Source organism: Chryseobacterium taiwanense (genome assembly GCF_000813825.1).
Lineage (GTDB): Bacteria > Bacteroidota > Bacteroidia > Flavobacteriales > Weeksellaceae > Chryseobacterium > Chryseobacterium taiwanense.
In genome coordinates this window covers 450,257-476,686 of the sequence record NZ_JWTA01000004.1, presented here as the reverse complement: position 1 = coordinate 476,686, position 26,430 = coordinate 450,257, and the positions used below count along the sequence as shown (strand labels likewise).

Genomic DNA, 26,430 nt, shown 5'->3' with positions numbered 1-26,430 from the left:
ATTCCATATTTTTGGAGCAGCAATTTCCGCCTTCCGCTCCCAATCTTTTGTTCGTCGTTCCTCCTCACAAAAGGATTTCCGCTCAAGTCGGGCTGCGGGAATTCTCCTTTAAAACAGGAGTTAGGTTAAAAAAACTTTAATTTCTGTAAATATCCATTGAACATCAATTCAAAAATCACTAATTTTGCACGTTATTTTAAATAAATACAATGCAATTATCAGAACAGGAAATCATTAGAAGAGAAAAGCTGAATAAGCTTGTTGAAATGGGAATCAACGCGTTCCCTGCAGATGAATATGTAATTACAGATACTACGGAATCTATAAAACAGGATTTTTCTGAAAGTAAACAGGTGAAGATTGCAGGAAGATTGATGTCTAGAAGAATTCAAGGGAAAGCATCTTTTGCTGAGCTACAGGATTCAACAGGCAAAATTCAGGTATATTTTAACAGAGATGAGATCTGTACAGGTGAAGACAAAACTTTATATAATGAGGTTTATAAGCACCTTTTAGATATAGGAGATATTATTGGAGTTGAAGGAGAATTGTTCACAACTCAGGTAGGTGAAAAAACGGTTTTAGTTAAAAACTTTACGCTTTTAACAAAAGCTTTACGTCCGCTTCCTCAGGCAAAAACTGACGAAAATGGAGTAGTACATGACGGATTTACAGATCCTGAAATGAGATACAGACAACGTTATGTTGACTTAACGGTAAATCCTCAGGTGAAAGAAATTTTCGTGAAAAGAACAAAGCTTTTCAATGCGATGAGAACTTTCTTTAATGATGCAGGATATTTTGAGGTTGAAACTCCAATCTTACAATCAATTCCTGGTGGAGCTGCTGCAAGACCATTTATTACGCATCACAATGCTTTAGATATTCCATTATACTTAAGAATTGCAAACGAATTGTATCTGAAAAGATTGATCGTGGGTGGATTTGACGGAGTGTATGAGTTCTCGAAAAACTTCAGAAATGAAGGGATGGACAGAACGCACAACCCTGAATTTACAGCAATGGAAATCTATGTAGCGTACAAAGATTACAACTGGATGATGGATTTCACAGAAAAACTATTGGAATTCTGTGCGATTCAGGTAAACGGGACTACAAAAGCTACATTTGGTGAATATGAGGTTGACTTTAAAGCGCCTTACCAAAGAATTTCGATGACGGATGCGATTCTGAAATTCACAGGTTTTGATATTACAGGAAAGACAGAACAGGAATTGTTTGATTTTGCTAAATCTATCGGAATCGAAGTGAACGGAACAATGGGGAAAGGAAAATTAATCGATGAAATTTTTGGTGAAAAATGTGAAGGAAACTTCATTCAGCCGACTTTCATTACAGATTATCCGATCGAAATGTCTCCACTTACTAAGAAACACAGAAGCAAAGAAGGGCTTACAGAGCGTTTTGAGCTTATGGTTTGTGGGAAAGAAATTGCCAATGCATATTCTGAGTTGAATGATCCTATCGATCAGAGAGAGCGTTTCGAAGATCAGTTGAAATTATCTGAAAAAGGAGATGATGAAGCTGGACAATTTATTGATGAAGATTTCTTAAGAGCTCTTGAATACGGGATGCCGCCAACTTCAGGATTAGGAATCGGAATGGACAGATTGATCATGTTCTTAACGAATAATGCATCTATTCAGGAAGTATTGTTCTTCCCTCAGATGAGACCGGAGAAAGCAGTTCCTCAAATTGAATTGGGAGACGATGAAAAAGTAATCCTTGAAATTTTGAAATCGGGAGAGCAGATTGCTTTAGTCGAAGTAAAAGAGCAGTCTAAACTTTCAGGAAAAAAATGGGACAAAGCTTCCAAAACTTTAACGAAAGCTAACTTAGTGAAAGTAGAAAAAATTGAGGAGAACCTTTTGATGAAATTGGTTTAAATTAATTTGAGATAAATTTTAGTTCCGGCGGAAGCGAAGCTTCCGCCGGAACTTTTTTATAAAATCCCCAAAAGCTCAAACTATTTTCTGTTACTTTGCGTTTCTAAGAAAACAATTCTGATGAAAGCCTTTCTGTTTCTACTTTTCTTTTCTACAGTTGTGTATTCACAGACACTTACTTCCATCTATTTTAAAAATAACAGCTACGAGCTCAGTACAGAATCGAAACAGAAACTGGATAGCTTGGCAAAACTGGACGCAAAATTTACTTTTAGGATTTTCGGAAATGCCAATCCATTAGGAAATGAAGCTTTAAACAAAACATTATCTGAAAATCGAGCGAAACAAGTAAGTGATTATTTAAGCAGTAAAATCGGGAAGAATATTCATTTGGCAAGTTCTGTAGGATTGGGAATATCTAAACAAATTAATGATAACAGTTCAGAAAATTTATTAGCAGAAAACCGTCGGGTAGATATTTTTATTGAACGGTTTTTTGAGAAAGGGGAGAAGATTTCAAGAAAAGCATACCCAAGCTTTTTTGATGTGAAAATTGCCTCAATGAAGGTAAAAGATACTTTTTCTTTACCTGATGTCAATTTTATTGGAGGGCGTCATGTGTGGCTTCCCAAGGCAAAATCAAAATTGTATCAACTATATAATATTCTGAAAGAAAATCCTACCCTTGAAGTTGAACTTCAGGGACATATCTGCTGTGATTATGAAAATTTTGATGGCGAAGATCAGGATTTAGGAACATTTAATCTGTCTTTTACACGGGCAAAATCAATCAAAGATTTTTTATTAGCAATGGGAATCGATGCTAAGCGTATTAAAGCGGAAGGAGCAGGGCATCTTAACCCTGTAGTCTATCCTGAACAGACAGAATTGGATAGAACTAAAAACAGAAGGGTTGAAATTGTTTTGTTAAAAAAATAGAGTGATATTCATTGAGATGACTTCTTTCTTTAATCATAAACCCAAACATATCTTTTGTGATATGCTGGATTGTAGCAATTAGACATAAATAATTTGGCAATTTTTTTTTACCCTAAATCTCCTTCATGTTTGTAAAGTAAAATTTCTTGTTCATTAAATCTAATCCATATTTGCCACAAAGCGTGGCTTCCGCATGTAACTTCCATTAGAAGAATGTTTTGATCGTTTTTGAAAAATCTGTAAACATAAGGCTTAAAACTTATGAGTTCAAATTCTTTAAGATAATATCTTTCTGCTGAATCCATCCGGTTCAAAATGACTTGATTATTTTCTCTGCTTACTAAATGAAGCCATCAAATAAAATAAAAATGGCAAAATAAATAAGGAACCCAATAGTAAAGCCCATCCCAATGCGGAAATTGTTTTCGGTGCAGCTGCCTGTTCCAGTAAAGAAAGGTGTTCTCCGTTGGCGAAAAGGATGATATTTGGATTGTGCTGATAAGTTGCCGCTACTAAGATCATAACGATTTGAAATCCGGCTAAAGCTCTTACGGGAAGTAGTTTTTGTCTATTCATAGCACGAAGAATAAGCAGTAAACAAATCGTGGCGAATGAAACAGCCATTATTCCTAAAGGTTTAGAAAACACCCACATGACTAATGGAATATCGGAAATATATGCAGTGAAAAACACCAGAATACCCGTTATTACTACAAAAATCATGGTCTGTTTTGATTTTTTGATCATTAAACCTAATTCTAACCGGTCATTGGTTTCTCTTAAAGCAAAAACCGAAGCCAGATAAGCGCAAATGGAAACAGTAAATAATCCGACAGCAATTCCAAACCAATTTAACCAACTAAAAATATACAAGTCTAAAAAGCTCGTCGCATCAGGATTTATGGAATGGGAAACGGTGGCTGCAGCGATTAATCCTAAGAAAAAAGGCGTTAACAAACTCGAAAAATAAAAGATTTGGGTGTACACATGTTGCCAATCATCTTTCACTGCGTCGTAATGTCTGAAAGTGAATGCGGTTCCTCTTGCAATAATTCCAACTAACATCAAAACCAATGGAATATGAAGATAGGTTGAAAGCGTGGTATAAATTTCAGGAAAACCCACAAACAAAATTACAATTGCAATAATCAGCCACATATGATTCGCTTCCCAAACAGGAGCAATCGATTCATACATGATTTCTTTTGTTTTATCGCGGGCTCTTTTTTTTGTAAAAAGTTCTACAATTCCTGCTCCAAAATCTGCTCCTCCCAAAATCACATACAGGCAAATTGATAGCCAAAGAAAACCTATAACTACGTAAATCATGATTTTTTGTTTTTAGGATTAAACTCAAGATCTGTTGGATCGTATAATCTCGGAACCATTTGTATCTGTCTTCTCAAAAGGAATATGATAATTAATGATAATGAAACGAAAATGGCCGTGAAGAAGTAAAAAGAATACTGGATTCCGGGCATTGGGGTTACTGCATCTGCTGTTCTCATGATTCCGTAGATAATCCAAGGTTGTCTTCCGACTTCCGTGACTGTCCAACCCGCTTCCAAAGCGATATACCCGAAAGGAGTGGCAATGAAGAATGTTTTTAATAACCAGTTTTTTGTCAGCCATTCCTTTTTGAAAAAATGAGCATATAAATAAACCATTCCTATGATAATCATGACGACTCCAAAGAAAATCATAATCTGAAAAGAGTAGTGGACAACCGCAATCGGAGGCCATTCATCTTTGGGGAAATCTTTTAGTCCCTTTACTTCAGCATTAAAATCATTTGCGACTAAAAAGCTTAATACTTTCGGAATTTTCACAGCATATTTGATTTCCTCTTTTTCTTCATCTGGAATTCCACCAATCACGAAAGAAGCTCCTTTTTCTGTTTCAAAATGCGCTTCCATTGCTGCTAATTTGATGGGTTGTCTTTCCGCAACAGATTTTGCAGCGACATCACCGCTTAAAGGAGCTCCAAATGCTCCGATTAATGCAAATCCGGCTGCAATTCTAAATGCTTTTGTATGGAATTCAACATTCTTTTTTCTCATAATTAAATATGCATGAACTCCCGCAACCGCAAATCCTGTCGCACAAAATGCTGCAACTGTCATATGCAGAGCCTGTGGAAACCAAGCTTCATTAAACATCGCTTTTATAGGATCTATATTTAAATATTGTCCATCCACATAATCAAATCCGGCAGGTGAATTCATCCAGGCATTGGCTGCTACAACCAAAATTCCTGAAGCTAAACCACTTAAACCCACCAGAAATCCACAAAACCAATGAAACCATTTATTAAATCTGTCCCATCCGTAAAGGAAAAATCCTATAGCAATAGCTTCAATAAAGAATGCAGTTCCTTCCAATGAAAAAGGCATTCCGAAGATGGGACCCGCATGTTTCATGAATTGTGGCCAGAGAAGTCCGAGTTCGAAAGAAAGCATAGTTCCGGAAACGGCTCCGGTTGCAAAAAGAATAGCAACTCCTTTACTCCAGGCTTTGGTAAGCCCTTTATACACTTCGTTGTTTGTTTTTAAGTATTTCCAGTGGGCAAATGCCATTAGAAAAGGCATTACCATACCCACACAGGAAAATATGATATGAAAACCAAGTGACATTGCCATCTGCGCACGAGCTGCTAGAAAATCATCCATAAATACCAACTTTTGAGTAAATAAATTTAAGCATAAATTATTGATGCTCGGTATGATTTACAACAGTATTGATTTAAATAATAGATTTTAACTTTGATATTTTTTAAATAAATTGTTTCTGATTTAGCTTGGAAAACCATTACTTTTTTTGACATATTTTAACTTTCACACCTCGAAAAAAATCACGATATTTGTAAGTCTTTGCATTTGGCAAAGTTTTTAAAATTTGATATGAGTCAGAAACAATATACAGCTAGTAGTATTCAGGCATTGGAAGGAATGGAGCACGTTCGTATGCGTCCTTCAATGTACATTGGTGATGTGGGAGTAAGAGGTCTCCATCATTTGGTTTATGAAGTAGTAGATAACTCTATTGACGAAGCGTTGGCAGGATACTGTGACACGATCTTCGTTGCTATTAAAGAAGGAAACGGAATCGAGGTTAGTGATAACGGTAGAGGTATCCCGGTTGACTTCCACGAAAAAGAACAAAAGTCTGCTCTTGAGGTTGTAATGACTAAAATCGGAGCGGGAGGTAAATTTGATAAAGATTCTTATAAAGTTTCCGGAGGTCTTCACGGAGTTGGGGTGTCATGTGTAAATGCGCTTTCCAATGAAATGATCACAACTGTTTACAGAGACGGAAACATTTATCAACAAATATATTCAAGAGGTAAAGCTCAAACCGGAGTTGAAGAAATCGGGCACAGTGAAAATAGAGGAACGAAGCAGTTTTTCCAGCCGGATGATACTATTTTTACAGAATTAGTTTACAACTACGATACATTAGCGAGCCGTCTAAGAGAGCTTTCTTACCTTAATAAAGGAATTACAATTACCCTTACAGATGAAAGAGAAAAATTAGAAGACGGATCTTTCAGATCTGAAATTTTCCATTCTGAAGGTGGTTTAAAAGAATTTGTTGCCTACATCGATGGAAACCGTGAGTCTATCATGGAGCATGTAATCTTCATGGAAGGTGAAAGAGATGATATTCCGGTTGAGGTGGCGATGCGTTATAATACATCATTTAATGAAAATCTTCACTCTTACGTAAATAATATTAATACTCACGAAGGAGGTACTCACTTAGCAGGTTTCAGACGTGCTTTGACGAGAACTTTGAAGAAATATGCAGATGAATTAGGACTTCCTGCCAAAGAAAAAGTTGAAATTACAGGAGATGACTTCCGTGAAGGTCTTACGGCAGTGGTTTCTGTAAAAGTAATGGAGCCTCAGTTTGAAGGACAGACCAAAACGAAATTAGGGAACTCCGAAGTTTCTGGTGCTGTTGATAAAATTGTAGGGGAAATGTTGACCAATTTCTTGGAGGAAAACCCTAACGAAGCAAAAATTATCGTTCAAAAAGTTGTTTTAGCTGCAAAAGCTAGACAAGCTGCGAAAAAAGCTCGTGAAATGGTTCAGAGAAAATCTCCAATGGGAGGTTCTGGACTTCCTGGTAAATTATCTGACTGTTCATCGAAAGATCCAGCTGAATCAGAAATATTCCTTGTAGAGGGAGATTCCGCGGGTGGAACGGCAAAACAAGGTCGTGACAGATTCTTCCAGGCGATTCTTCCATTAAGAGGTAAAATTTTGAACGTTGAGAAATCAATGCTGCATAAGGTTTATGATAATGAGGAGATTAAAAATATTTACACCGCTCTTGGAGTTTCTGTAGGTACAGAAGAAGATAGTAAGGCGTTAAATATGGCTAAATTAAGATATCATAAAATCGTAATTATGACCGATGCCGATATCGATGGATCTCACATTTCTACATTGATCTTGACATTCTTCTTCAGATATATGAAAGAACTAATTGAGAATGGATATATTTATATTGCTCAACCACCTTTATATTTATTGAAAAAAGGAAACAAAAAGCAATATGCTTACAACGAAAAAGAGCGTGAAGAATTTACTTTAGAAATGTCTCCGGACGGAAAAGGAGTAGAGGTTCAACGTTATAAAGGTCTTGGAGAGATGAATCCTGAACAGCTTTGGGAAACAACGCTAAACCCTGAACACAGAATCTTGAAACAGGTTACTATCGATAATGCAGTAGAAGCGGACAGTGTTTTCTCTATGTTGATGGGTGATGAAGTTCCACCAAGAAGAGAATTCATCGAAAAGAATGCTAAATATGCTAAGATTGATGCTTAATCAATTCTTATAGATATAAATAAAAGACTCCATTTTTGGAGTCTTTTTTGTTTTTTATTTTAAAGATTTTAAGGCAATAAAAATTATTTTCAGCAGTTATTAGATTTCATTACTTTTGCTTTTATTTTAATAACCATGATGAAAATATTTTGTATTGGAGCTTTATCAATGGCTTCTTTATATTTCGCCCAGAGCTTTCCTGCCTCTGCTATTCCTGAAAATTTGAAGAAAAATGCGAATGCTGTTATCCGAAAAGATCTTACAACAATTCAAATAAACTCCATTAATGATATTAAATATCAATACACAACAGTAACCACTGTTTTAAATAAAGATGGAGATGAAAAAGCGGTGATTGCCATTCCTTATGAAAAAGGCGATAATATTTCAGATGTAAAAGTGACTCTTTATGATGAATCTGGAAAGAAAATGAAATCATATTCTAAGTCTGATTTTGGAGATTTTGCCAATAATAATCAAGGTACTTTTTATTCTAACAGCAGGGTTTTAGCTTTATCATATACACCTACTCAATATCCTTATACAGTTGAGTTTTCTTATCAGATCGGTGAAGAAAATACTGTTTTTCTACCTGATTTTGTCCCTTTCAGATCTACCAATGTTTCGTTGGAAGAAGCTGAAATGAAAATTATTAATAAATCAGGAATTGAACTTAAGTCAAAAACTTATCCTTCAAAATATAATTATACATCTGTTGTAGAAAATGATACTACAGGTGAAAAAACGTATATGTATAAAAATGTTCCGGCAATAGATGATGCATTTTTATTACCACAACCTATAAAAATCTTACCAAAAGTGAGTTTCGCTTTAACTAAATTTAATTTGGAAGGGAAGCAGGGGAGTATCAACAACTGGGGTGATTTCGGCTCTTGGTATTATAATAGTATTTTACAGCCAGTTTCATTGTCGACTCCTGCCATTAAAGCGGAAGTGAATGCCTTAAACTTACAAGGAACAACTGAAGAAAAAGTAAAGAAATTGTACCAATATATGCAGACAAAAACCAGATACATTTTCGTTGCATTGGGGATTGGTGGATGGCAGCCAATGCTTCCGGATGAGGTTCAGAAGAAAGGATATGGAGATTGTAAAGGGCTTACCAATTATATGAAAACTCTGTTGGATGAAGCTGGTATTCCATCTTATTATTCGGTAATCAATTCAGGATCTTCACCAGTTTCTTTTGATAAAGAATTTCCAAAAATGGGAGGTAATCACGTGATTTTGATGATTCCAACGGAGAAAGGAAATATTTGGCTGGAAAATACTTCCCAACAGATGGCATTCAATCATTTAAGTTATAGTACAACAGATCGAAACGTACTTTCTATCAGAAAAAATGGGATTGAATTAATTGAAACTCCGTCATATTCTGCAGAGCAAAGTAAAGAAAAGCAAAACCTGAAGATCAAAATTAATGAAGATAACAGTATTGTAGGAGAAGGAAATTTTTCTTACACAGGAATTCAGTATGATAATAATTTGGTTCTTACCAATATGGATCAAAAAGAAAGGAATGAGATAATGAAAAATTCATTAAACATTTTGAATTTTGAAAAAATTGAAATGAAAAATTTCATTAATGATAAAGATAATGCGATTGCAAAGTTTGATCTTGATTTTAAGGCACACAATTATTCAAAAAATGCGGGCAGTAGTATAATTTTCAGAGCAGTTCCCATTTATTCCAATACAATTTATAAAACGGAAGAAAATAGAGAATTGCCTTTTGAATTAAGACAGTCTTTTGAAGATGAATACGAAATCAATTTCACAGTTCCTAAAAATTATAAACTGGATGAAATTCCTGAAAATGTAACCGTTAATTCTGAATTTGGAACATATAAATTAAGTTTTGTGAAAAATGGAGAAGAATTGAAAGTAAACAGAACGATTAAAATCAACAAAGGACTTTATCCTAAGGAAAAATATAACGATTATATTAATTTCAGAAAAAAAACTCTTAACCTAGACAACTCTAAAATTTTAATTTCTAAAATCTAAGCATGAAAAAATTTTTAATGTTAGCCGTTTGTTCAGTGAATTTTATTTTCATTGAGGCACAAAAACATGAATTCCTTGATCCTCCCAAATTTAACGATGCGGATTTATCTAAACAAAAGTCAGCTTTAGACGAAAATGCTTCTGCAGAAATTTTATATAAATCCGTACATTTTAGTGTAGATAATACTACAGGTAACCTGATTAAAAGAGCTTTTTATAGAGTTAAAATTTATGATAAAGACAAAGCCGAAGACTGGTTGAATTTAGAAATTCCTCTTTATCAAAGTGGAAGTGATCAGGAAGTACTTTCCAAAATGAAAGCCTTTACCTATAATTTGGAAAATGGAAGTTCTGTTGCAACAAAAGTTGATAAAAGCTCAAAGTATAAAAGTAAAGAGAGTAAAAATTATTCTATTACCAAATTTGCTTTTCCAAATGTGAAAAGTGGGTCTGTTATTGAATATCAATATGAGGTAACTTCACCGTTTTTATATGTAATTCCTGAAATTTTAATAGAGGCAGATACACCTTCATTATATACAGAATATGTTTTGGACAGCCCTTCAAATATCGCATACAATGTAAACTATACAGGTTTCTTGAGTCCAAAATATAGAGAGGTAGAAGAAAAGTTGTTGTATGGTACGAATTACAGAACCTATCGATTCGGATATGAAAATGTGAAAGGCTTTAAAACTGAAAAATTTGTGACTAATGACAGGAACTACAGAACAAAAGTCAGTGCAGAGCTTCATTCAACGAATTTCAGAGAATTAAAATTGTTTTCTTCGTCTTGGGAGCAGATCAAACAAAGACTTTATGAAAATGAAGATTTTGGTGGAGAGTTAAAAAAAACAAAATTGGCAAAAGAAAATATGCCTTCCAATATTGCCGGAATTTCTAATGAAGTTGAGAAAGCAAATGCTATTTTTGATTATGTGAAAAATACTTTCACATGGAACCAGGACAGGGGGATCTATGTAGAAGATGGGATCAAAAAAATGCTTGAAACTAAAACAGGAAATGCTGCGGAAATCAATCTTTTCCTTGTGATGATGCTTCGTGAAGCAGGAATTAAAGCTGATCCATTAACGATTTCAACAATAAATAATGGAATAATCAATATTGCCTCTCCCAATGTTTCAAACATGAATTTTGTAATAGCTGCAATTCAAACAAAAGATGGTTTTCATTTGTATGACGCAACATCAAAACAAGCTTCAATAGATCAGTTACCTCCAAGAGATTGGAACCAGTTTGGGATTTTGATTGCGAAAGAAAAAGTACAGCAATTGTCTATGGTAAATAACAAGCCTAGTTTCACTTATCTTACTGTGGATGCAAAAATTAATGATGATGGAAATGTTTCAGGAAGCTATTCCGATAAAGATACAGGAACATATGCGATGTTTGCTAAGGAAAGTTATGATGATAATGCTGATAAATATAAAAAACAGTACAAAGAGAATTTTTCAGTAGATTTTACGGGTATCGATTCAAAAGTCTTAGAGAACGGTGATTTTGAAAGTACCATGAAATTTTCCTCTGAAAATATGATTGATAAAATTGGTAAAAAAATCATAATCAATCCGATGCTATTTTTGAACAAAACATCTAATGAATTTGATCAGACAGAAGAGCGTAAATATCCTATTGATTTTATTTCTCCATACACACGAGTGAAAAAAGTAGTATTGGAAATCCCTGAAGGATATGTAATTGAAGAAATGCCAAAGAGCAAAAAAATTGTTACTGAGGATAAAGAAATAGAATATAATTACATCATAGAACAAAAAGGTAATAAGCTGGAAATTGTTTCTACAACCAAAGTGGCAAGTGCGGATTATCCGAAAGAATATTATCCTGCATTTAAGCAGATTTGGGGCGTTGCTTCCAAACAGGAAAATCAGGTAATTAGTTTGGTAAAAAAATAAAAACAATAAAAATTTCGAAATAATTCTAAAACCATTCATCTTTTGAATGGTTTTTGCATGTAAAAAGAAAATCAAATTCAAAATCAAAATTATGAAAAACACAATTGCTGTTTTGGCACTTTCTGCCTTCTTTACTTTTACTGCTTGTAAGAAATCTGAAACGACAAACATAACAACGAATGTGGAAACTCAAGCTAATCAATTCTCTGTTGATACGGTTAAGGTGAATGATTCTATTAAGCTTAATGATTCTTTAACAATAAGATATTCTTCTAAAATGTTGGTTTTTCCAAGTATTAAGGATAAAAAACTGTTAGATAGCATTTATTTCGGAGATAAGAATGTTCAGGACTTTTCTAAAAACGGGCTTCAGTCGCTGTTGGAAAAAAATAAAAATGAATACTTTAATAGTATTAAAAAAGATTCAAAAGACTGGCTTTCCGATATGAAATTTGCTCAGGAATGGTATTCGGACTTAGGAATGGATCTGAAATCTAATACCAATGATTATCTCCATATACAATATAGTTGGGGTTCTTACGAAGGTGGGGCACATGATAATTATGGGTATTCAGAAAGAGTTTTTGATTTAAAGAATAATAAAAAAGTAGAATTAAAGGAGATTACTTCGATGCCTAAAAATAAGCTGGAAGCTTTGCTGATGAAGAATGTGAATAAAATGAACGGAGGAGCTACCGATGATAAAGGTGAAATTAATAATTCAGATATGCTTTTAGTAGAAGTAATTCCGGCGACGGAAAACTTTTATTTTGATAATAAAAACCTGTATTTCCATTATAGTCCCTATGAAATAACTGCTTTTGCAGCAGGTGATATTACGATTCCGGTTTCTTGGCAGGACCTTAATGGAACATTAACACCACAGTTTAAAGAACGAATGAAAATTAAATAATTATAAAATGCTTCTCTATCAGGAAGCATTTTTTTATTTTTGTCCCGATGGAAAACGTAGCTTTTATTATTAATCCTTTTTCGGCAAAAAAAAATTATCAACCCTTTCTTGATGAATTGAAGAAAAAGGTTGAAAATCCTTTATATTATATCTCTGAATCTATTCAGGGGACCGATGATTTTATTCAGTATAACTTTCAGAATATAGATATTTTTGTTGCGATAGGAGGTGATGGTACTATTTCGACCATTGCCCGCAATCTTATTGGGACCTCTAAGATTTTAGCTATTTTTCCGGCAGGTTCAGGGAATGGATTTTCTAATGAAACGAACTTCAGAAAAAATCTGGATGAGCTTTTAGAAAAGATTAAGACAAATAAATCTAGGAAGATTGATACATTTACGGTGAATGATAAGCTGTCTATTAATGTTTCAGGAACCGGTTTTGATGGAAAGGTCGTGAAAGAATTTGAGAAAACCAGTCGAGGATTTAAAAACTATATTAAAGTTTCTCTTAAAACGTTTTTTAATTATAAACCTATTAAAGTTAAATTTTTTGATGAACAATATCAGCAGTACAATGGAAAATATCTGATGCTGAACATTGCCAATACACGTCAATTTGGAAATAATGCTTTTATTGCTCCAAACGCCAGTAAAAGTGATGGTTTAGTAGATATTGTTTTGGTTAAAAAGTTTCCTTTGACCTACTCTGCATTGTTTGCTTACAGAATGTTTACTAAAAAACTGAAAGACGATGATTATGTAACGTATCTTCCTGTTTCAGAAATTGAATTTAAGGTAAATACGAAGAATTGGCATCTGGATGGAGAGTTTAATAAAATAAAATCTCCTATTCATATCAAAGTTCAGCCTTCAAGCTTGAATATTTTAGTGTAAACAGTTCGATTGTTTAAATTAAAAACAAGCAAAAGTTTCTGAAGTTAGACCTCGAGCTTTTTCTCTATTTCATTCGGATGGCTCAAGCAATAATGAAGCTGTTCTTTATCCAGTTGTTTTTCCCAGTTAGCAACAACAACAGTTGCTACAGAATTTCCGATAACGTTTGTTAGAGCGCGACATTCACTCATAAATTTATCGATTCCTAAGATCAATGTCATTCCTGCAATTGGAATTTCAGGAATTACGGCTAATGTAGCTGCTAAAGTAACAAAACCAGCTCCCGTTACACCTGCAGCGCCTTTAGAACTTAGCATAGCAACCAACAGCAGCATAATTTGCTTTTCTATAGGAAGATGAATATTTAAAGCCTGAGCAATAAATAAAGAAGCCAGCGTCATATAAATGTTGGTGCCATCCAAATTAAAAGAATATCCTGTAGGAACTACCAATCCTACGATTGCTCTTGAACATCCTGCTTTTTCCAGTTTTTCCATAACTCCCGGAAGTGCAGATTCTGAAGAACTTGTTCCTAATACCAAAAGAAGTTCTTCTTTTAAAAAGTACATAAGTTTGAAAATGCTAAAACCATTGTACCAAGCAACGGCTCCTAAAACCAATACCACGAAAAGAATGGAAGTAATATAAAATGTTCCTACTAAGAATATTAAATTCAGTACAGAATGCAGCCCGTATTTTCCGATGGTAAATGCCATAGCTCCGAAAGCTCCAATCGGTGCAAGCTTCATTAGCATATGAACAATTTTGAAAACCGGAGTAGAAAGATCTTGTAAAAAAGCGGTTACTTTTTGGCTTTTTTCTCTTGTTAAGACCAACGCAACTCCCATTAAAATAGCAACAAGTAGTACCTGTAGAATATTTTCACCAACTAACGGACTGAACAACGTTTCAGGAATAATATTCATGATGAAACCAGTTAGTGTGGATTCATGCGCTTTTTGCTGATATTGTGAAACATCACCTGAAAGAGTAGAAGGATCTATGTTTAAGCCATGTCCTGGCTGCAGAACATTTCCTACGATCAGTCCGATAATTAATGCCAACGTAGAAAATGTGAAAAAATAAATCATTGCTTTTATGGCAATTCTCCCTACTTTTTTAAGATCGGTCATATGAGCAATTCCTAACGTAAGGGTAATGAAAATTACAGGTGCAATGATCATTTTTACCAATTTGATAAATCCGTCACCGAGAGGTTTCATTTTTTCACCCAGTTCAGGATAGAATCTTCCTAAAAGGATTCCTGCAATAATGGCAATAATCACCTGAAAGTAAAGCTGCTGATAGATTTTTTTTGCTTTCAAAACAAATAATTTTGATTTTTAAAGGGCGAAAATTAAGAAAATTTACTTTAAAATATGACAAAAGTCAGGAAAAGTTTCGGCGGGGCTGAAAGCCCCGCCGAAAATATCAACTCCATATAATAATTAGCTTATTTAACCTTTAAAGCTATTATATTTCTAATTTTTTAATGATTTGATTATTTTTATAACAGTAAAATTCATAGGTAGGCTGCTGACCGAAAGAAAATACCTTTTCTATATAAATGGTATCATATTGATTTTTCATCCCGTTATATTTTTCCCGAACAATATTGGGGAGTTCATCAGATTTTATCGGTCGTTCTACTTCAAAACCATCGTCAAAGGCAAATTCTATGATGAAATCGGTATTTCTCCATGAAATGATAGATTCTGATTCAGAGGTTTTATGAACTGTAGATAAAGAGATCTTGTCCTGTTGTATTATTTTATCTGAGGTTCCTATTAATAATAAAATGCCGGACAGAACCATTGCTCCGTAACCGATTTTCTTGAATAAAAACTCACTTAAATAAGGAAGGATGTATTTTACAGTATAAGATGAGAGGATGGTTGCAACGGCAATTGTGATTCCCAACCATAATGCAGTAGAAGAATATAAGCCAAGAGAAATATAAATAATCAGCTTAATTAAATGGAGAAAAACTTCATTAGCCGCTCTTGTTGCGACGATTTCTTCCTTTTTAAGTCCGAATCTAAGATAAAACCGATTGAATAATAAACCGATCGCTCCTGTAATTCCAGAAATAAATCCTGCAAAAAATCCTATAAGAGCTAATAGAAACTTAGAATATGGTTTTTGATTTTCTTTCTGTAACTTCTTAGTTTTAAATAGCTCCGGGAGATTGGCAATAAGAAAAAATGCAACAATTAATTGAAGATAATTGGGATTGACATATTTAATAAGATAAGCTCCAAGCAATACAGCAGGAATCGAGAAAGGAACGAACCAAAAGAAAATATGCCATTTAATATGCTTTTTGAAAACAGAAATTCTAGATACAGAACTGGTAAAAGTACCGATCGTTAATGAAAAAGGAACGACTGAACTTGGTAAAAGCAGATTTAAAATAGGAATTAAAATCAGACTTGCGCCACCACCACAGATGGCGCTGATCCAGAAAGCGATTATGGTTCCTAGAAATAAAAGTATGATGTTTAAGGTCATGACAAAAGATTTAAAAGTTCTTTACAAAACCAATTCCGGCATTTCCTTTTTGGTAGTAGGGCATAATCAGCGTTTGGCTTTTTTCTTTTTTACCACCTAAAAAATTATTGATCTTAGGATATAGCCAATAAGCTAATTCAGTAGATAAAATACCGAAACCTGCACCTCCGACAACATCACCAAGCCAATGTTTATTATTCAACATTCTGTATGCTGCTGTAAAAACAGCAAGAGAATAGCCGGAGATTCCCAATAGAAAATTGGTGTCTTTATATTCTCTGAACATAAACTGAGCAGAAGCAAAAGCCATGGCAGTATGACCGGAAGGGAAAGATAAATTATTAGAAAAATCAGGTCTTTCTTCCTTTACGATATGTTTAAGAGGAAGAATGAAGGCGGTAGTAATCATTAATGAAGTACCATAAATAATAGTCCTGTCTTTAAAGTTATGTTTTCCCTTTACTCCAAGAGCATTTAAACCATACACCAAAACTCCGGGAGCATATTGTGTGTAATTGTCCAGTCTTATGTGATCCGGTTTATGCTCACTGATTTCATATTGAGTGGAAAAGTTAAGCTGTTTCAAATCCTTTATAGTCAAACTCGCAACTCCATAAGAGATAAAAGCTGCAGGTACAATTAGTTTTTTATAACTAAACTGATGGGTTTTGTCTTCTGAATTAAATGTTGAAACTATACTGTCTTGAGTTTGGTTGATTTCTAAACTGTCTTGTGCGTAAACTTTCTGAAAGCATACAATAATAATGAGTATGCTTGATACTAAACCTTTCATTGGTATTTTATGTCTTTTAGATTAATGATGACACAAAATTGCAACCCAATTTAGGAGAAACTTTGAATTTAGAACTTTATAGAGAAAATATGATGGTGGTTTTCAAATGTATAGTTGATTTCCCATTTTTGAAATCTGCAGATTTCATTAATGATAGCCAATCCTAGACCACTTCCGTTATTATCAGAAGAAAGTCTTGAAAATCTTTTGAATAGAGAATCCGTATTCAGTTTTTCTGTTCCGGAATTTGAAACTTCAAAAAAAGATTCCGTTAAACGTACAGAAATTGAACCTTTAGGAAGCGTATGACGGATTGCATTAATTAATAAATTATTGATGAGAATTTCACAAAGCCCGTTATTTCCAAGAACTTCAATTTTCGGATAGATAGATGAATGTACAGTAAGGTTTTTCTGATTAAAATGCTCCTCAAACACTTCAAGACTTTGATTGACTAAAATATCAAATTCAATTTTCTCTGAATTGTCAAACTGACTGTTGCCTATTTTCGCCAGAAGTAAAAGGTTTTTGTTAATCCTCGAACTGCGTGTTAAGGCTTTATTGATATCCTCTGCAATCAAATACTGTTCTTCCGTTAAGCTTTCATTCTGAAGCAGGAGATCTATTTTGTACTTAATAATAGTTAATGGAGTCTGGAGTTCATGCGAAGCATTCTCAGTAAACTCTTTTTGAGCTTTATATACAGATACACTGTGTTCTATTAGTTTATGTAATGACTCGTGAAGTTCTTCAAATTCTGCGGTGTCTGTTTTTTCAAACTCAATTTGATGGTGATTATTCAGGTTGAATTTTTTGAGTTTTTCTAATGTATTTCGAAACGGTTTCCATATGCTTACAGAGAGTTTTCGATTAATAAATAATAAACCCGAAGCAATGACAATAAAGAAGAAAACAGTCGTTACAGCGATCACGGCAATAGTTTCCTGTGACTCTTCAATATTGGTCTGTACCGTAAACAGAAATGGCTTATTATTAATGTAAACAGTTTTTTTTAAGCATCTGTAATTTTCTATTTCGTGTTTTCCGGCAAAATCCTTTTGCTTTTCTATCGTAAAATATGAATCTGTATGTGAAACACCTTCAGGAATACTTTCTATGTTGGTTTCAGGTTGAATACGGTTCCAAAGCCTGATGCTTTCTTGTAATTCTGCATCAGAAAGTTTCAGCAGGTTAAATTCATAAGCGGTTTTCTCTGCAACGGTTTTATTATGTTCATCCAGTTCACTTTCCCAAACTGTATTTACTACCAGATAATAAATAGGAATACTTATCATCAGTACAATAAGTACATAAATGATAAAAGGCTTTGTGGCTTTGCTTAATAATGGTTTCAAAATAAAATGTTGAGGAAATATAAGTTACGGTTTTTTGAAATAGATTTTTGTTACTTTTTCATCAGGAGATCCATTTATATCCGGTTCCGTAAACTGTTTTCAAATAATGATTGCATCCGGCGTCGTAAAGCTTCTTTTTTAAATTTTTAATATGCGCATACACAAAATCATGATTGTCGAGCATATCTGCAAAATCACCCGATAAATGTTCTGCTAAAGTACTTTTGGAAATGACCTTATTTTTGTTGCCAATAAAGTAAATCAATAGGTCAAACTCCTTTTTGGTAAGCTCAATCATTTGATCGTTAATAGAAACAGTTTTGGCTAAAAGATCTATCTGTAACTCATTTTGAATGACAGTATTCGAATTATTAAATTGTTTTCTGCGGATAATAGAGTAGATCCTTGCCATTAATTCAGAAAGATGAAAAGGCTTAGTAAGATAATCATCGGCTCCCATTTGCAGCCCCAGTATTTTATCATCCAGTGCGTTTTTAGCCGAAACAATAATGACACCATCCTGTTTATTTTCTTTTCTTAGAGCCTCTAAAATAGCAAGACCATTTCCATCAGGAAGCATAATATCTAAGATGATACAGGCATAATCAAATGCTTCTATTTTGTTCATAGCTTCATGAAAAGTAGAAGCAAATTCACACAAATAGCTTTTTTCAGATAGGTATTCAGCAATACTTTTAGATAGCTCTGACTCGTCTTCTATAATTAAAATTTTCATATTGCTAATGTATTAATACAATTTTGAAGAAATTTTGAATGAAATTTTTATGTTTTTATTTTGTTATTCAATGGCTACAGAATCATCGCCTCGACCATCTGCAACCGCATGAATATTCCCGTTGTCATCAATCAAAATCATTTCCGTTCTGCCTATTTGTCCCCATTTTTCGGTTTTATAACCTAGTTTTTCCAGATCTTTAATGGTTGCTTCAGGGAAATTCTTTTCAAAAGCCACTGTTTCAGGAAGCCATTGATGATGGAATTTTGGAGCATTTACCGAAATATTAGCATTTAGTTTAAAATCAATAACATTTACAATCGATTGATACACAGAAGTAGGAATAGTAGTTCCTCCCGGAGTTCCTACGATCATATAAGGTTTTTTGTTTTTTAAAACAATCGTAGGAGTCATTGATGAAAGCATTCGTTTGTTCGGCTGAATAGAATTGGCTTCTCCGCCAACTGCTCCAAACATATTCGGAACACCGGGTTTTACCGAAAAATCATCCATTTCATTATTCAGGAAAAATCCTGCTCCCGAAACAACGACTTTGCTTCCGTATAAACCGTTCAAAGTGGTAGTGACAGCCGCAGCGTTTCCTTCTTTGTCAATAACAGAAATATGGGTGGTTTCAGTAGATTCTTTGGGTTGTTTAATGATTTTTCCAACCTCAGAACTTGGAGTTGCTTTTGTGAAGTTAAAACTTTTCCATCTGTTTTTAAGATAATCATCAGAGATCAGATAGGAAGTTTTATCATTAATAAAATCAGGATCGCCCATATATTCTGCCCTGTCAGCATAAGCTCTTCTTTCCGCTTCTGTCATGATCTGAACAGCTTGTGTGGAATTCTGTTGATATTTTTCAAGATTCTCATAACTTGCCATTTTTAACATTTGAGCCAATAAAATTCCTCCGCTCGAAGGTAATGGCATCGAAACGATATTGTTTCCTTTATAATCAAATTCTAAAGCTTTTCTTTCCGCTACTTTATAATTCTTTAAATCCTCGAGTGTAATGATTCCATTTCCTTTTTTCATTTCAGAAACAAGAAGTTCTGCTGTTTTTCCTTCATAAAACCCTTTTGAACCTGATTTTTGAATTAATTTTAAAGTTGCAGCTAATTCTTTTTGAATCAAAATATCTCCTGCTTTCCAAGGTGTATCTTTCACAAAAACAATGGAAGACTGGTTGTGTTTTTGAAAATGAGGCTTATTTGAATTCAGTAAATTGGCTTCTTGCTCAGTGATGGCAAATCCTTTTTCAGCAAGGTCAATTGCAGGCTGAATGATTTTATCCATAGGAAGTTTCCCATACTTTAAAGTGGCAAAGAAACCTGCGATACTTCCGGGAATTCCAACGGCTAATCTTCCGTTTTGGGATAGATCTGTATTGGCTTTTCCTGTTGTATCAAGATACATATCTCTCGAAGCTTTTTTTGGGGCTGTTTCACGGTAATCGATTGTAAATTTTTCGCCGTTATTTTTTACTCCCACTAAAAAACCACCACCTCCGATGTTTCCAGCTTGTGGATAAACCACTGCTAAAGCATATTGTGTGGCAGTAATCGCATCATAGGCATTGCCTCCCATTTTCAGAATTTTTGCTCCGGCTTCACTTGCGAGAGGATGGGCAGAAACCACAACTCCTTTATTTTTCACCTTGACTTCTTTGACGATATTGATGTCGGTGTATTGTGCTGAAACCGTGTGAGAAAAAAGGATAAGCGATATGGTGATTTTTTTCATTGACAAATTTTATAACCGAATTTACAATTTTGTTTTAAGATAGGATTTAAAATATTTATTTTTGCTCAAATCAACTAATAATAAGTAAAATGGAATCCTATACGGAAAGAATACTGATTACTGGTGCTTTAGGACAAATTGGCACCGAACTTACAAACAGGCTTGTTGAAATTCACGGAGCAGATAATGTGGTTGCTTCCGGTCTTGACAGATGGCAAAAGGGGATTACTTCTGCAGGTCATTACGAAAGAATGGATGTTACCAATACTCAATTGGTAAGACAAGTTATCAAAGATTATGAAATCACTACAGTTTATCATTTAGCTTCATTGCTATCCGGAACTTCAGAAAAGCAGCCAATTTTTGCTTGGAAACTGAATCTTGAACCTCTTCTTCATTTTTGTGAATTGGCGAAAGAAGGACTAATTAAAAAGATTTTCTGGCCAAGTTCTATCGCTGTGTTTGGAAAAGGAATCCCTAAAGAAAATGTAGGGCAGGATGTTGTATTGAATCCTACAACTGTTTACGGAATTTCTAAAATGGCGGGAGAAAAATGGTGCGAATATTACTTTGATAAATATGGAGTAGATGTAAGAAGTATCAGATATCCTGGATTGATTTCATGGAAAACTCCTGCAGGGGGAGGAACTACAGATTATGCAGTAGAGATTTTTTACGAAGCGATTGAAGAAGGAAAATACACCAGCTTCATTTCTGAAAATACTGGAATGCCGATGTTGTATATGGATGATGCGATCAATGCAACGTTGAAATTAATGGAAGCTCCATCAGAAAATCTTACCGTTCGTTCATCTTATAATTTGGGTGGAATGTCATTTACTCCAAAAGAATTGGCAGCAGAAATCAAGAATGAAATCCCAGGTTTTGAGATCGATTATAAACCGGATTTCAGACAGCAGATTGCAGATTCTTGGCCGGCTTCGATTGATGATTCTGTAGCGAAAAAGGATTGGGGATTGACGTATGATTTCGGAATTTCTGAAATGTCAAAAGATATGATCAAAAATTTAAAAGTAAAATTAGGTAAAAACTAATTACTTAAATTTAACTTTAAATAAAATGTTTTTTAACACTTGATTATTAATTAAATATAAATTTTATATAAACTTTACTTTAAATGATTTTATTGACCTTTAACATCATAAATATGGAGGCTGAAACTAAAAACGGTATTCAGATTTCTGATGATGAGAGGTTAAAGATCACAGAAGATAATACAAAAGCTGTTCTCAGAATTTTAGATCTTCATGATATTAAAGCAAGTTTTTTTATTGAAATTTCTATTGTTGAAAAACTTCAAAATTTAATAAAAGCAATTTCATCCAAAGGGCATGAAATTGCTTTTTATAATAAAAATTCTGATCTCCATACAATTGAAGAAACCAAGAAATCGAGTCAGGATTTTTTAGAAAAACAGATCAGAGGAATTCGTCAGAAAGATGTTAAGCTGTCTCAGGAAAGTTTAAAGCTGTTGGAATTTAATTATGTTTCCAACATCGATAATGCGAATATTCTTTTCCCATTTAAGCGCTTGAAAAGAGATACGGAAATCACAGAAGAGGATGGATTAAGTATCGTTCCGGAAAGTATCTCTCCTTACAGTCAGTTGCCGTATAATGATTTTGTATTTCAGGTGCTGCCTATGAAGTATTACCAGAATATGGTTTTCGAAACATTAAAGAATGATAATTTTGTTCTGATCTATCTTAATTCCTGGCAGTTTACAGATTTTAATAAGTACCAATTTGATATCCCGTTTTATCGAAGAATGAATTCGGGCAAAAAAATGGAGGACAAATTAGATGCCCTCCTTACTTGGATCAATGAGAAAGAATTAGCCACTTCTCGTATGAAAGATTATATTTTTTAATTTTATTTTCTCACAGATTTCACGGATTTACACAGGTGTTTATGTTTTAATTCGTGAAAAGATTAGTAAAAACTATTAGGGATCAAAATCATTTCTCACTCATTCTAAAGATCAAACAGATTTTAAGCAACAAAAATTATCCACAAACATCTGTGTAAATCCGTGAAATCTGTGGGATAAAAGATTAAGCCAATTCAAAAAGAGTAATTTCCGGTAAAACACCAACTCTTCCGGGGTATCCCAATACTCCGAAACCTCTGTTAACGTAAAGCATTTTTCCTTCACTTTCATATAAATCGGCCCATTTTGGATATTTGTATTGAACCGGTGACCATTTTATATTTTTTAAGTCTAATCCAAACTGCATTCCGTGAGTGTGACCTGAAAGCGTCAAATGAACATTTCCGGGATGTTTTTTTACCACATAATCAAAATGGGTAGGATTATGGCTCATCAAAATTTTTGTAGCTGATTCAGGAACGTCTTTTAAAGCATCATCTAATCTTCCGAATTGAGGAAACGGTTTCAAGCCCCAGTTTTCAACCCCAAGAATATAGAGTTTTTCACCATTCTTTTCGATGATTCGGTGCTCATTTCGAAGCATGTCAAAACCAGCCTGTCTTTCGTAGTCAATTAACGTGTCAAGATTCTTCTTTTTTGCATCCGCTGAATCCCAATTTACATAATCCCCATAATCATGATTGCCTAGTACGGCAAACTTGCCATCTTTTGCTTTTATTTTTGAGAATAGAGGGATGAAAGGTTTGAATTCATCGGCAACGTTATTTACCATGTCTCCTGTGAATAAAACCAAATCAGGATTTTGTTCGTTAATTAAATTAATGGCGTGCTCCAATTTGCTTGGGTCAGAAAAACTTCCACTATGAACATCAGAAATCTGTACGATTTTATAGCCTTTAAAGCTTTTAGGAAGATTGTTGAAATTCATTCGGACTCTTCTTACCTTATGGCGGTATTTTCCAAATGTGATACCGTCGATAAATAAAGCAGAAAGTACACCTCCCAATCCTAATCCTGCCAAACTTAAGAACTTTCTTCTCTCTGGAAAGAAGTTTTCGGTAGAGGAATGTGTGAGTCCAATTAAATAACCTCCGGTTCTTACTATGTCATCAATTAATAAAAACAGAACGATGAAAATTTTAGGAAGAATAAAAACCAAGAATAAAGAGATCATGATTTGAGCTCTTGTGGTACTTCTGTCCGCTCTGCTAAAATGAGTGACTTCATAGGCGAAAATACCATAAATGATTAAAGATACTGCCCAATATCCGGTTCTTATCCAGAAGTTGTCTGTTAATGTCTTTATTGCCTGATAAATGTAAATTTCTAAAAATAGAAAGATAGCGGCAATAATTAAAAAATTTTTCTGCATAACTAAATGTAAAAAAAGCACAAAGAATAGTTTCCCTGTGCTTTTTTATATTTTAAATTAAAAATAATATTAAGGAAATCTATAAACGATAGCGTTGATGTTCATTCCGGCACCTACCGAAGTCATCACAACGTTACCTTTATCTTTAAACGATTGACCCTCCATTTTTCCTTTAATTATTAAATCATACATGGTAGGAATTGTTGCAACTGACGAGTTTCCAAGGTCTTGAATTGTCATTGGAGAAATAGAGTGATCGTACTCTTTCACGTTATAAAGTTTGTGAAGTCTTTCAATCATGGCATAATCCATTTTAGCATTTGCCTGGTGGATTAAGATTTTGTCGATATCTTCAATAGATAGACCTGCATCCTCGATAGTTTCTTTAATGGCAGCAGGAACGTTTTTAAGAGCGTACTCATAAATCTTTCTTCCCTGCATTCTTACAAATAAACGAGTCTGATCAGATTCTTTGTTGATTGATGGTCCGTTTGCTAAATAATCAAGCTCGATACCATTGTCGCAAATTGTATTATGAGCAATGATTCCAACATTTTCTTTATCCGTAGCTTTTACTACAACAGCCCCGGCTCCGTCAGCAAAGATCATTCTGTTTCTGTCAGATGGATCCGTTACTCTGCTTAATGTTTCACCTCCGATTACTAAGATTGTTTTTGCAGATCCAGCCTTAATTAATGTATCAGCTAAAATCATAGCTTCTACCCATCCCGGACATCCGAAAAGCATATCATAAGTGATGCATTTTCTGTTTTTGATGCCTAGTTTGTTTTTTACTCTCGCAGCCATTGTCGGCATGAAATCAGCATAACCATTCACGGTTACTTCTCCGAAATTACTTGCGTAAATAATATAGTCTAATTCTTCCTGATCTATTTTAGCATCTGCAATAGCAATTTTTGCAGCTTCGTAACCGATTTGTGAGTTTGAAAGATCTTCTTCTATGAATCTCCTGTTTTCTATTTCTGTGATTTCTACAAATTTCGCAATAGTTTCCTCAGCAGGCTTGTCAATCTTCACCCCGTCTTCTGAATAAAACTCTGAATCTAGAAAATAATCTCTTCCAATAATCCTTGTAGGAAGGTAAGATCCAGAACCAATAATGATCGTATTCGGCATTCGTTTATATGATTTTTTTTAAAGATGCAAAGTTAATAATTAATATTAATAACGGAGAATTAAAAATATTATTAAATTTGCAAAAATTGTACTTTACAATCTATGAAAAACAATTCGTCCTTAAAAGGCTTACTTATTGCAGTTGTGGTGTTTATCATTGCCTTTGGGATCTACTTCCTTTTTTTAGCCAAGAAGAATTATTATGTGGTAGATAATCCTACGCCCAATACTTATTACTATAAGATTAATAACGGTTCTGAAGGAATTGTTGCTGCTGGGCAGTTTGTTCATGTAGATTTGAACCAAGGGAAAAATTCTATTAAAGTTTTCGATCAAAATAAAAAGTTACTTTACGATTCTGCGTTTGAAGTAAACAAAATTCGTGGATTGATTAATATTGCGCATCAGGATTATTATGTGAATGATCAATATTATGGATACAATCTTAAAAAAGATTCATTACTTTTGGCTCTTGATAAAACAATTATCGACGGAAAGGCATATTATGGAGGGGCAAGACGTTTCAATAAGCTTTACACCGATGATTTTTATTATAATGTAGATGAAGATTATGATAAAGTTATTAAAAACATTCAGCAGGTAGAATCCAGATCGAAGATTTTCAGAAAAGAGGATTACCTTAATTATTATAAAGAATATTACAAGTTTTAAGTTTTGACAAAAGATATCAACCAAGTTACTCCCTACAATTCTGAGGCTACAAAGAAAAGCCAGGTAGAGGATATGTTCGACAATATTGCACCGAAATACGATCTTCTGAATCGTGTTTTATCTCTGAAAATTGATGTTTTGTGGAGAAATACTTTGGTGAAGTGGATGAAAAATGATCAACCACAAGAAGTGTTGGATGTGGCTACAGGAACGGGAGATTTAGCAATTACAATAGAAAAAGGAACAGGTTCCAAAGTAATTGGTTTAGATTTATCGCAACAAATGTTAAATGTTGGCGTTATTAAGATAAAAAAACTTAATTTAGACGGCAAAATTTCCATGCAAAAGGGGGATGCAGAAAATTTACCTTTCGAGGACAATAGATTTGATGCTGTTTCCGTTGCATTTGGAGTAAGGAATTTTGAGAACCTTACCAAAGGGTTAGCAGAATTAAGAAGAGTTGTTAAAGATAACAAGAGTGTTTATATACTGGAGTTTTCAAAGGTTGAGGGGTTCTTAGGACCATTTTATATGTTTTATTTTAAAAATATATTACCTGCTATAGGCAGATTGGTTTCAAAAGATAATAGGGCATATACATATCTTCCGGATTCTGTAAACGCTTTTCCTTTTGGGGAGAAGATGAGACAAATTCTTTTAGATACAGGATTTAAAAAAGTTGAATATAAAAAACTAAGTTTAGGTATAGCCACAATTTATAAAGCAACAAAGTAACCT

Annotated in this window: 22 protein-coding genes; 11 read left to right on the top strand and 11 right to left on the bottom strand. The window is 34.0% G+C overall.

Translation table 11 applies throughout. The annotated features are described in order from the left end of the window. Window positions 1–209 precede the first annotated feature (209 nt). Both lysS and RM51_RS05645 read left to right on the top strand, forming a co-directional pair. Window positions 210–1,907 (top strand): lysine--tRNA ligase, encoded by a 1,698-nt coding sequence (gene lysS, locus RM51_RS05650; protein WP_039365999.1) that lies wholly within the window; start codon window positions 210–212, stop codon window positions 1,905–1,907. A 120-nt stretch (window positions 1,908–2,027) separates the two neighbouring features. After that, the gene (locus tag RM51_RS05645; RefSeq protein WP_039365997.1) at window positions 2,028–2,846 is read left to right on the top strand and encodes an OmpA family protein; all 819 of its coding nucleotides are present in this window, start codon (window positions 2,028–2,030) and stop codon (window positions 2,844–2,846) included. A gap of 107 nt (window positions 2,847–2,953) precedes the next feature. Here the strand turns inward: RM51_RS05645 and RM51_RS05640 are convergent, their stop codons facing one another. From RM51_RS05640 to RM51_RS05630, 3 genes are read right to left on the bottom strand one after another with little or no spacing between them, the layout of a single operon-like run. After that, the gene (locus RM51_RS05640) at window positions 2,954–3,151 is read right to left on the bottom strand and encodes a hypothetical protein (RefSeq protein ID WP_039365995.1); all 198 of its coding nucleotides are present in this window, start codon (window positions 3,149–3,151) and stop codon (window positions 2,954–2,956) included. Window positions 3,152–3,170: 19 nt separating this feature from the next. After that, the gene (locus tag RM51_RS05635) at window positions 3,171–4,175 is read right to left on the bottom strand and encodes a cytochrome d ubiquinol oxidase subunit II (RefSeq protein ID WP_039365992.1); all 1,005 of its coding nucleotides are present in this window, start codon (window positions 4,173–4,175) and stop codon (window positions 3,171–3,173) included. Further along, a complete protein-coding gene (locus tag RM51_RS05630; protein ID WP_039365991.1) occupies window positions 4,172–5,515 on the bottom strand; it encodes a cytochrome ubiquinol oxidase subunit I in 1,344 nt (447 codons plus the stop codon). Before RM51_RS05630 ends, RM51_RS05635 begins: the two co-directional genes overlap by 4 nt. Before the next feature lie 231 nt (window positions 5,516–5,746). On the opposite strand from RM51_RS05630, the gene gyrB reads away from it, so the two are divergent. From gyrB to RM51_RS05605, 5 genes are all read left to right on the top strand, one after another. Beyond that, window positions 5,747–7,681 (top strand): DNA topoisomerase (ATP-hydrolyzing) subunit B, encoded by a 1,935-nt coding sequence (gene gyrB, locus RM51_RS05625; protein ID WP_039365989.1) that lies wholly within the window; start codon window positions 5,747–5,749, stop codon window positions 7,679–7,681. Window positions 7,682–7,816: 135 nt separating this feature from the next. After that, entirely contained in the window at window positions 7,817–9,709 is a 1,893-nt protein-coding gene (locus RM51_RS05620; protein WP_039365987.1) for a DUF3857 domain-containing protein, read from the top strand. Window positions 9,710–9,711: 2 nt separating this feature from the next. Next, window positions 9,712–11,643: a transglutaminase-like domain-containing protein gene (locus RM51_RS05615; protein WP_039365985.1), complete on the top strand. Its 1,932-nt coding sequence runs from the start codon at window positions 9,712–9,714 to the stop codon at window positions 11,641–11,643. Window positions 11,644–11,734: 91 nt separating this feature from the next. Next, window positions 11,735–12,556: an RsiV family protein gene (locus tag RM51_RS05610; protein WP_039366485.1), complete on the top strand. Its 822-nt coding sequence runs from the start codon at window positions 11,735–11,737 to the stop codon at window positions 12,554–12,556. Window positions 12,557–12,603: 47 nt separating this feature from the next. Next, window positions 12,604–13,455, top strand: coding sequence for a diacylglycerol/lipid kinase family protein (locus RM51_RS05605; RefSeq protein ID WP_039365983.1), 852 nt, complete (start codon window positions 12,604–12,606; stop codon window positions 13,453–13,455). Between the two features lie 44 nt (window positions 13,456–13,499). On the opposite strand, the gene RM51_RS05600 is transcribed toward RM51_RS05605, so the two are convergent. The 6 genes from RM51_RS05600 to ggt form a co-directional block, all read right to left on the bottom strand. Then, entirely contained in the window at window positions 13,500–14,780 is a 1,281-nt protein-coding gene (locus tag RM51_RS05600) for a dicarboxylate/amino acid:cation symporter (RefSeq protein WP_039365981.1), read from the bottom strand. Between the two features lie 148 nt (window positions 14,781–14,928). Next, entirely contained in the window at window positions 14,929–15,966 is a 1,038-nt protein-coding gene (locus RM51_RS05595; RefSeq protein WP_039365979.1) for a sulfite exporter TauE/SafE family protein, read from the bottom strand. 10 nt (window positions 15,967–15,976) lie between these two features. Further along, window positions 15,977–16,759: a phosphatase PAP2 family protein gene (locus RM51_RS05590; RefSeq protein WP_039365976.1), complete on the bottom strand. Its 783-nt coding sequence runs from the start codon at window positions 16,757–16,759 to the stop codon at window positions 15,977–15,979. A gap of 68 nt (window positions 16,760–16,827) precedes the next feature. Continuing rightward, on the bottom strand, window positions 16,828–18,114 hold the full coding sequence (locus tag RM51_RS05585) for a sensor histidine kinase (RefSeq protein WP_039365974.1): 1,287 nt from the start codon (window positions 18,112–18,114) through the stop codon (window positions 16,828–16,830). A 61-nt stretch (window positions 18,115–18,175) separates the two neighbouring features. Continuing rightward, complete coding sequence (locus tag RM51_RS05580; RefSeq protein WP_039365972.1) at window positions 18,176–18,850, bottom strand: response regulator transcription factor; 675 nt, start codon at window positions 18,848–18,850, stop codon at window positions 18,176–18,178. Between the two features lie 63 nt (window positions 18,851–18,913). Next, window positions 18,914–20,599, bottom strand: coding sequence for a gamma-glutamyltransferase (gene ggt / locus RM51_RS05575; RefSeq protein ID WP_039365971.1), 1,686 nt, complete (start codon window positions 20,597–20,599; stop codon window positions 18,914–18,916). An 89-nt stretch (window positions 20,600–20,688) separates the two neighbouring features. Between ggt and RM51_RS05570 the strand changes: the two genes are divergently transcribed. Together RM51_RS05570 and RM51_RS05565 are read left to right on the top strand one after the other, a co-directional pair. Then, window positions 20,689–21,654, top strand: coding sequence for an NAD-dependent epimerase/dehydratase family protein (locus RM51_RS05570; protein WP_039365968.1), 966 nt, complete (start codon window positions 20,689–20,691; stop codon window positions 21,652–21,654). An 83-nt stretch (window positions 21,655–21,737) separates the two neighbouring features. Beyond that, window positions 21,738–22,490 carry a polysaccharide deacetylase family protein gene (locus tag RM51_RS05565; protein ID WP_039365967.1) on the top strand — a complete coding sequence of 251 codons (753 nt, stop codon included), beginning with the start codon at window positions 21,738–21,740 and terminating at the stop codon, window positions 22,488–22,490. A gap of 184 nt (window positions 22,491–22,674) precedes the next feature. Here the strand turns inward: RM51_RS05565 and RM51_RS05560 are convergent, their stop codons facing one another. Both RM51_RS05560 and RM51_RS05555 read right to left on the bottom strand, forming a co-directional pair. Beyond that, window positions 22,675–23,883: a metallophosphoesterase gene (locus RM51_RS05560; RefSeq protein WP_039365965.1), complete on the bottom strand. Its 1,209-nt coding sequence runs from the start codon at window positions 23,881–23,883 to the stop codon at window positions 22,675–22,677. A gap of 69 nt (window positions 23,884–23,952) precedes the next feature. Next, the gene (locus tag RM51_RS05555) at window positions 23,953–25,020 is read right to left on the bottom strand and encodes a 3-oxoacyl-ACP synthase III family protein (RefSeq protein WP_039365962.1); all 1,068 of its coding nucleotides are present in this window, start codon (window positions 25,018–25,020) and stop codon (window positions 23,953–23,955) included. A gap of 102 nt (window positions 25,021–25,122) precedes the next feature. On the opposite strand from RM51_RS05555, the gene RM51_RS05550 reads away from it, so the two are divergent. Next, complete coding sequence (locus RM51_RS05550; RefSeq protein ID WP_039365960.1) at window positions 25,123–25,692, top strand: hypothetical protein; 570 nt, start codon at window positions 25,123–25,125, stop codon at window positions 25,690–25,692. A gap of 3 nt (window positions 25,693–25,695) precedes the next feature. Further along, the gene (ubiE, locus tag RM51_RS05545; protein ID WP_039365958.1) at window positions 25,696–26,427 is read left to right on the top strand and encodes a bifunctional demethylmenaquinone methyltransferase/2-methoxy-6-polyprenyl-1,4-benzoquinol methylase UbiE; all 732 of its coding nucleotides are present in this window, start codon (window positions 25,696–25,698) and stop codon (window positions 26,425–26,427) included. The last annotated feature ends 3 nt before the right edge of the window (window positions 26,428–26,430 follow it).

What these genes read in the sequence shown, in the direction of transcription:
- lysS (WP_039365999.1), top strand. Translation starts at nt 210, where the DNA reads ATGCAATTATCAGAACAGGAAATCATTAGAAGAGAAAAGCTGAATAAG.
- RM51_RS05645 (WP_039365997.1), top strand. Translation starts at nt 2,028, where the DNA reads ATGAAAGCCTTTCTGTTTCTACTTTTCTTTTCTACAGTTGTGTATTCA.
- RM51_RS05640 (WP_039365995.1), bottom strand. Translation starts at nt 3,151, where the DNA reads ATGGATTCAGCAGAAAGATATTATCTTAAAGAATTTGAACTCATAAGT.
- RM51_RS05635 (WP_039365992.1), bottom strand. Translation starts at nt 4,175, where the DNA reads ATGATTTACGTAGTTATAGGTTTTCTTTGGCTATCAATTTGCCTGTAT.
- RM51_RS05630 (WP_039365991.1), bottom strand. Translation starts at nt 5,515, where the DNA reads ATGGATGATTTTCTAGCAGCTCGTGCGCAGATGGCAATGTCACTTGGT.
- gyrB (WP_039365989.1), top strand. Translation starts at nt 5,747, where the DNA reads ATGAGTCAGAAACAATATACAGCTAGTAGTATTCAGGCATTGGAAGGA.
- RM51_RS05620 (WP_039365987.1), top strand. Translation starts at nt 7,817, where the DNA reads ATGATGAAAATATTTTGTATTGGAGCTTTATCAATGGCTTCTTTATAT.
- RM51_RS05615 (WP_039365985.1), top strand. Translation starts at nt 9,712, where the DNA reads ATGAAAAAATTTTTAATGTTAGCCGTTTGTTCAGTGAATTTTATTTTC.
- RM51_RS05610 (WP_039366485.1), top strand. Translation starts at nt 11,735, where the DNA reads ATGAAAAACACAATTGCTGTTTTGGCACTTTCTGCCTTCTTTACTTTT.
- RM51_RS05605 (WP_039365983.1), top strand. Translation starts at nt 12,604, where the DNA reads ATGGAAAACGTAGCTTTTATTATTAATCCTTTTTCGGCAAAAAAAAAT.
- RM51_RS05595 (WP_039365979.1), bottom strand. Translation starts at nt 15,966, where the DNA reads ATGACCTTAAACATCATACTTTTATTTCTAGGAACCATAATCGCTTTC.
- RM51_RS05590 (WP_039365976.1), bottom strand. Translation starts at nt 16,759, where the DNA reads ATGAAAGGTTTAGTATCAAGCATACTCATTATTATTGTATGCTTTCAG.
- RM51_RS05580 (WP_039365972.1), bottom strand. Translation starts at nt 18,850, where the DNA reads ATGAAAATTTTAATTATAGAAGACGAGTCAGAGCTATCTAAAAGTATT.
- ggt (WP_039365971.1), bottom strand. Translation starts at nt 20,599, where the DNA reads ATGAAAAAAATCACCATATCGCTTATCCTTTTTTCTCACACGGTTTCA.
- RM51_RS05570 (WP_039365968.1), top strand. Translation starts at nt 20,689, where the DNA reads ATGGAATCCTATACGGAAAGAATACTGATTACTGGTGCTTTAGGACAA.
- RM51_RS05565 (WP_039365967.1), top strand. Translation starts at nt 21,738, where the DNA reads ATGATTTTATTGACCTTTAACATCATAAATATGGAGGCTGAAACTAAA.
- RM51_RS05560 (WP_039365965.1), bottom strand. Translation starts at nt 23,883, where the DNA reads ATGCAGAAAAATTTTTTAATTATTGCCGCTATCTTTCTATTTTTAGAA.
- RM51_RS05555 (WP_039365962.1), bottom strand. Translation starts at nt 25,020, where the DNA reads ATGCCGAATACGATCATTATTGGTTCTGGATCTTACCTTCCTACAAGG.
- RM51_RS05550 (WP_039365960.1), top strand. Translation starts at nt 25,123, where the DNA reads ATGAAAAACAATTCGTCCTTAAAAGGCTTACTTATTGCAGTTGTGGTG.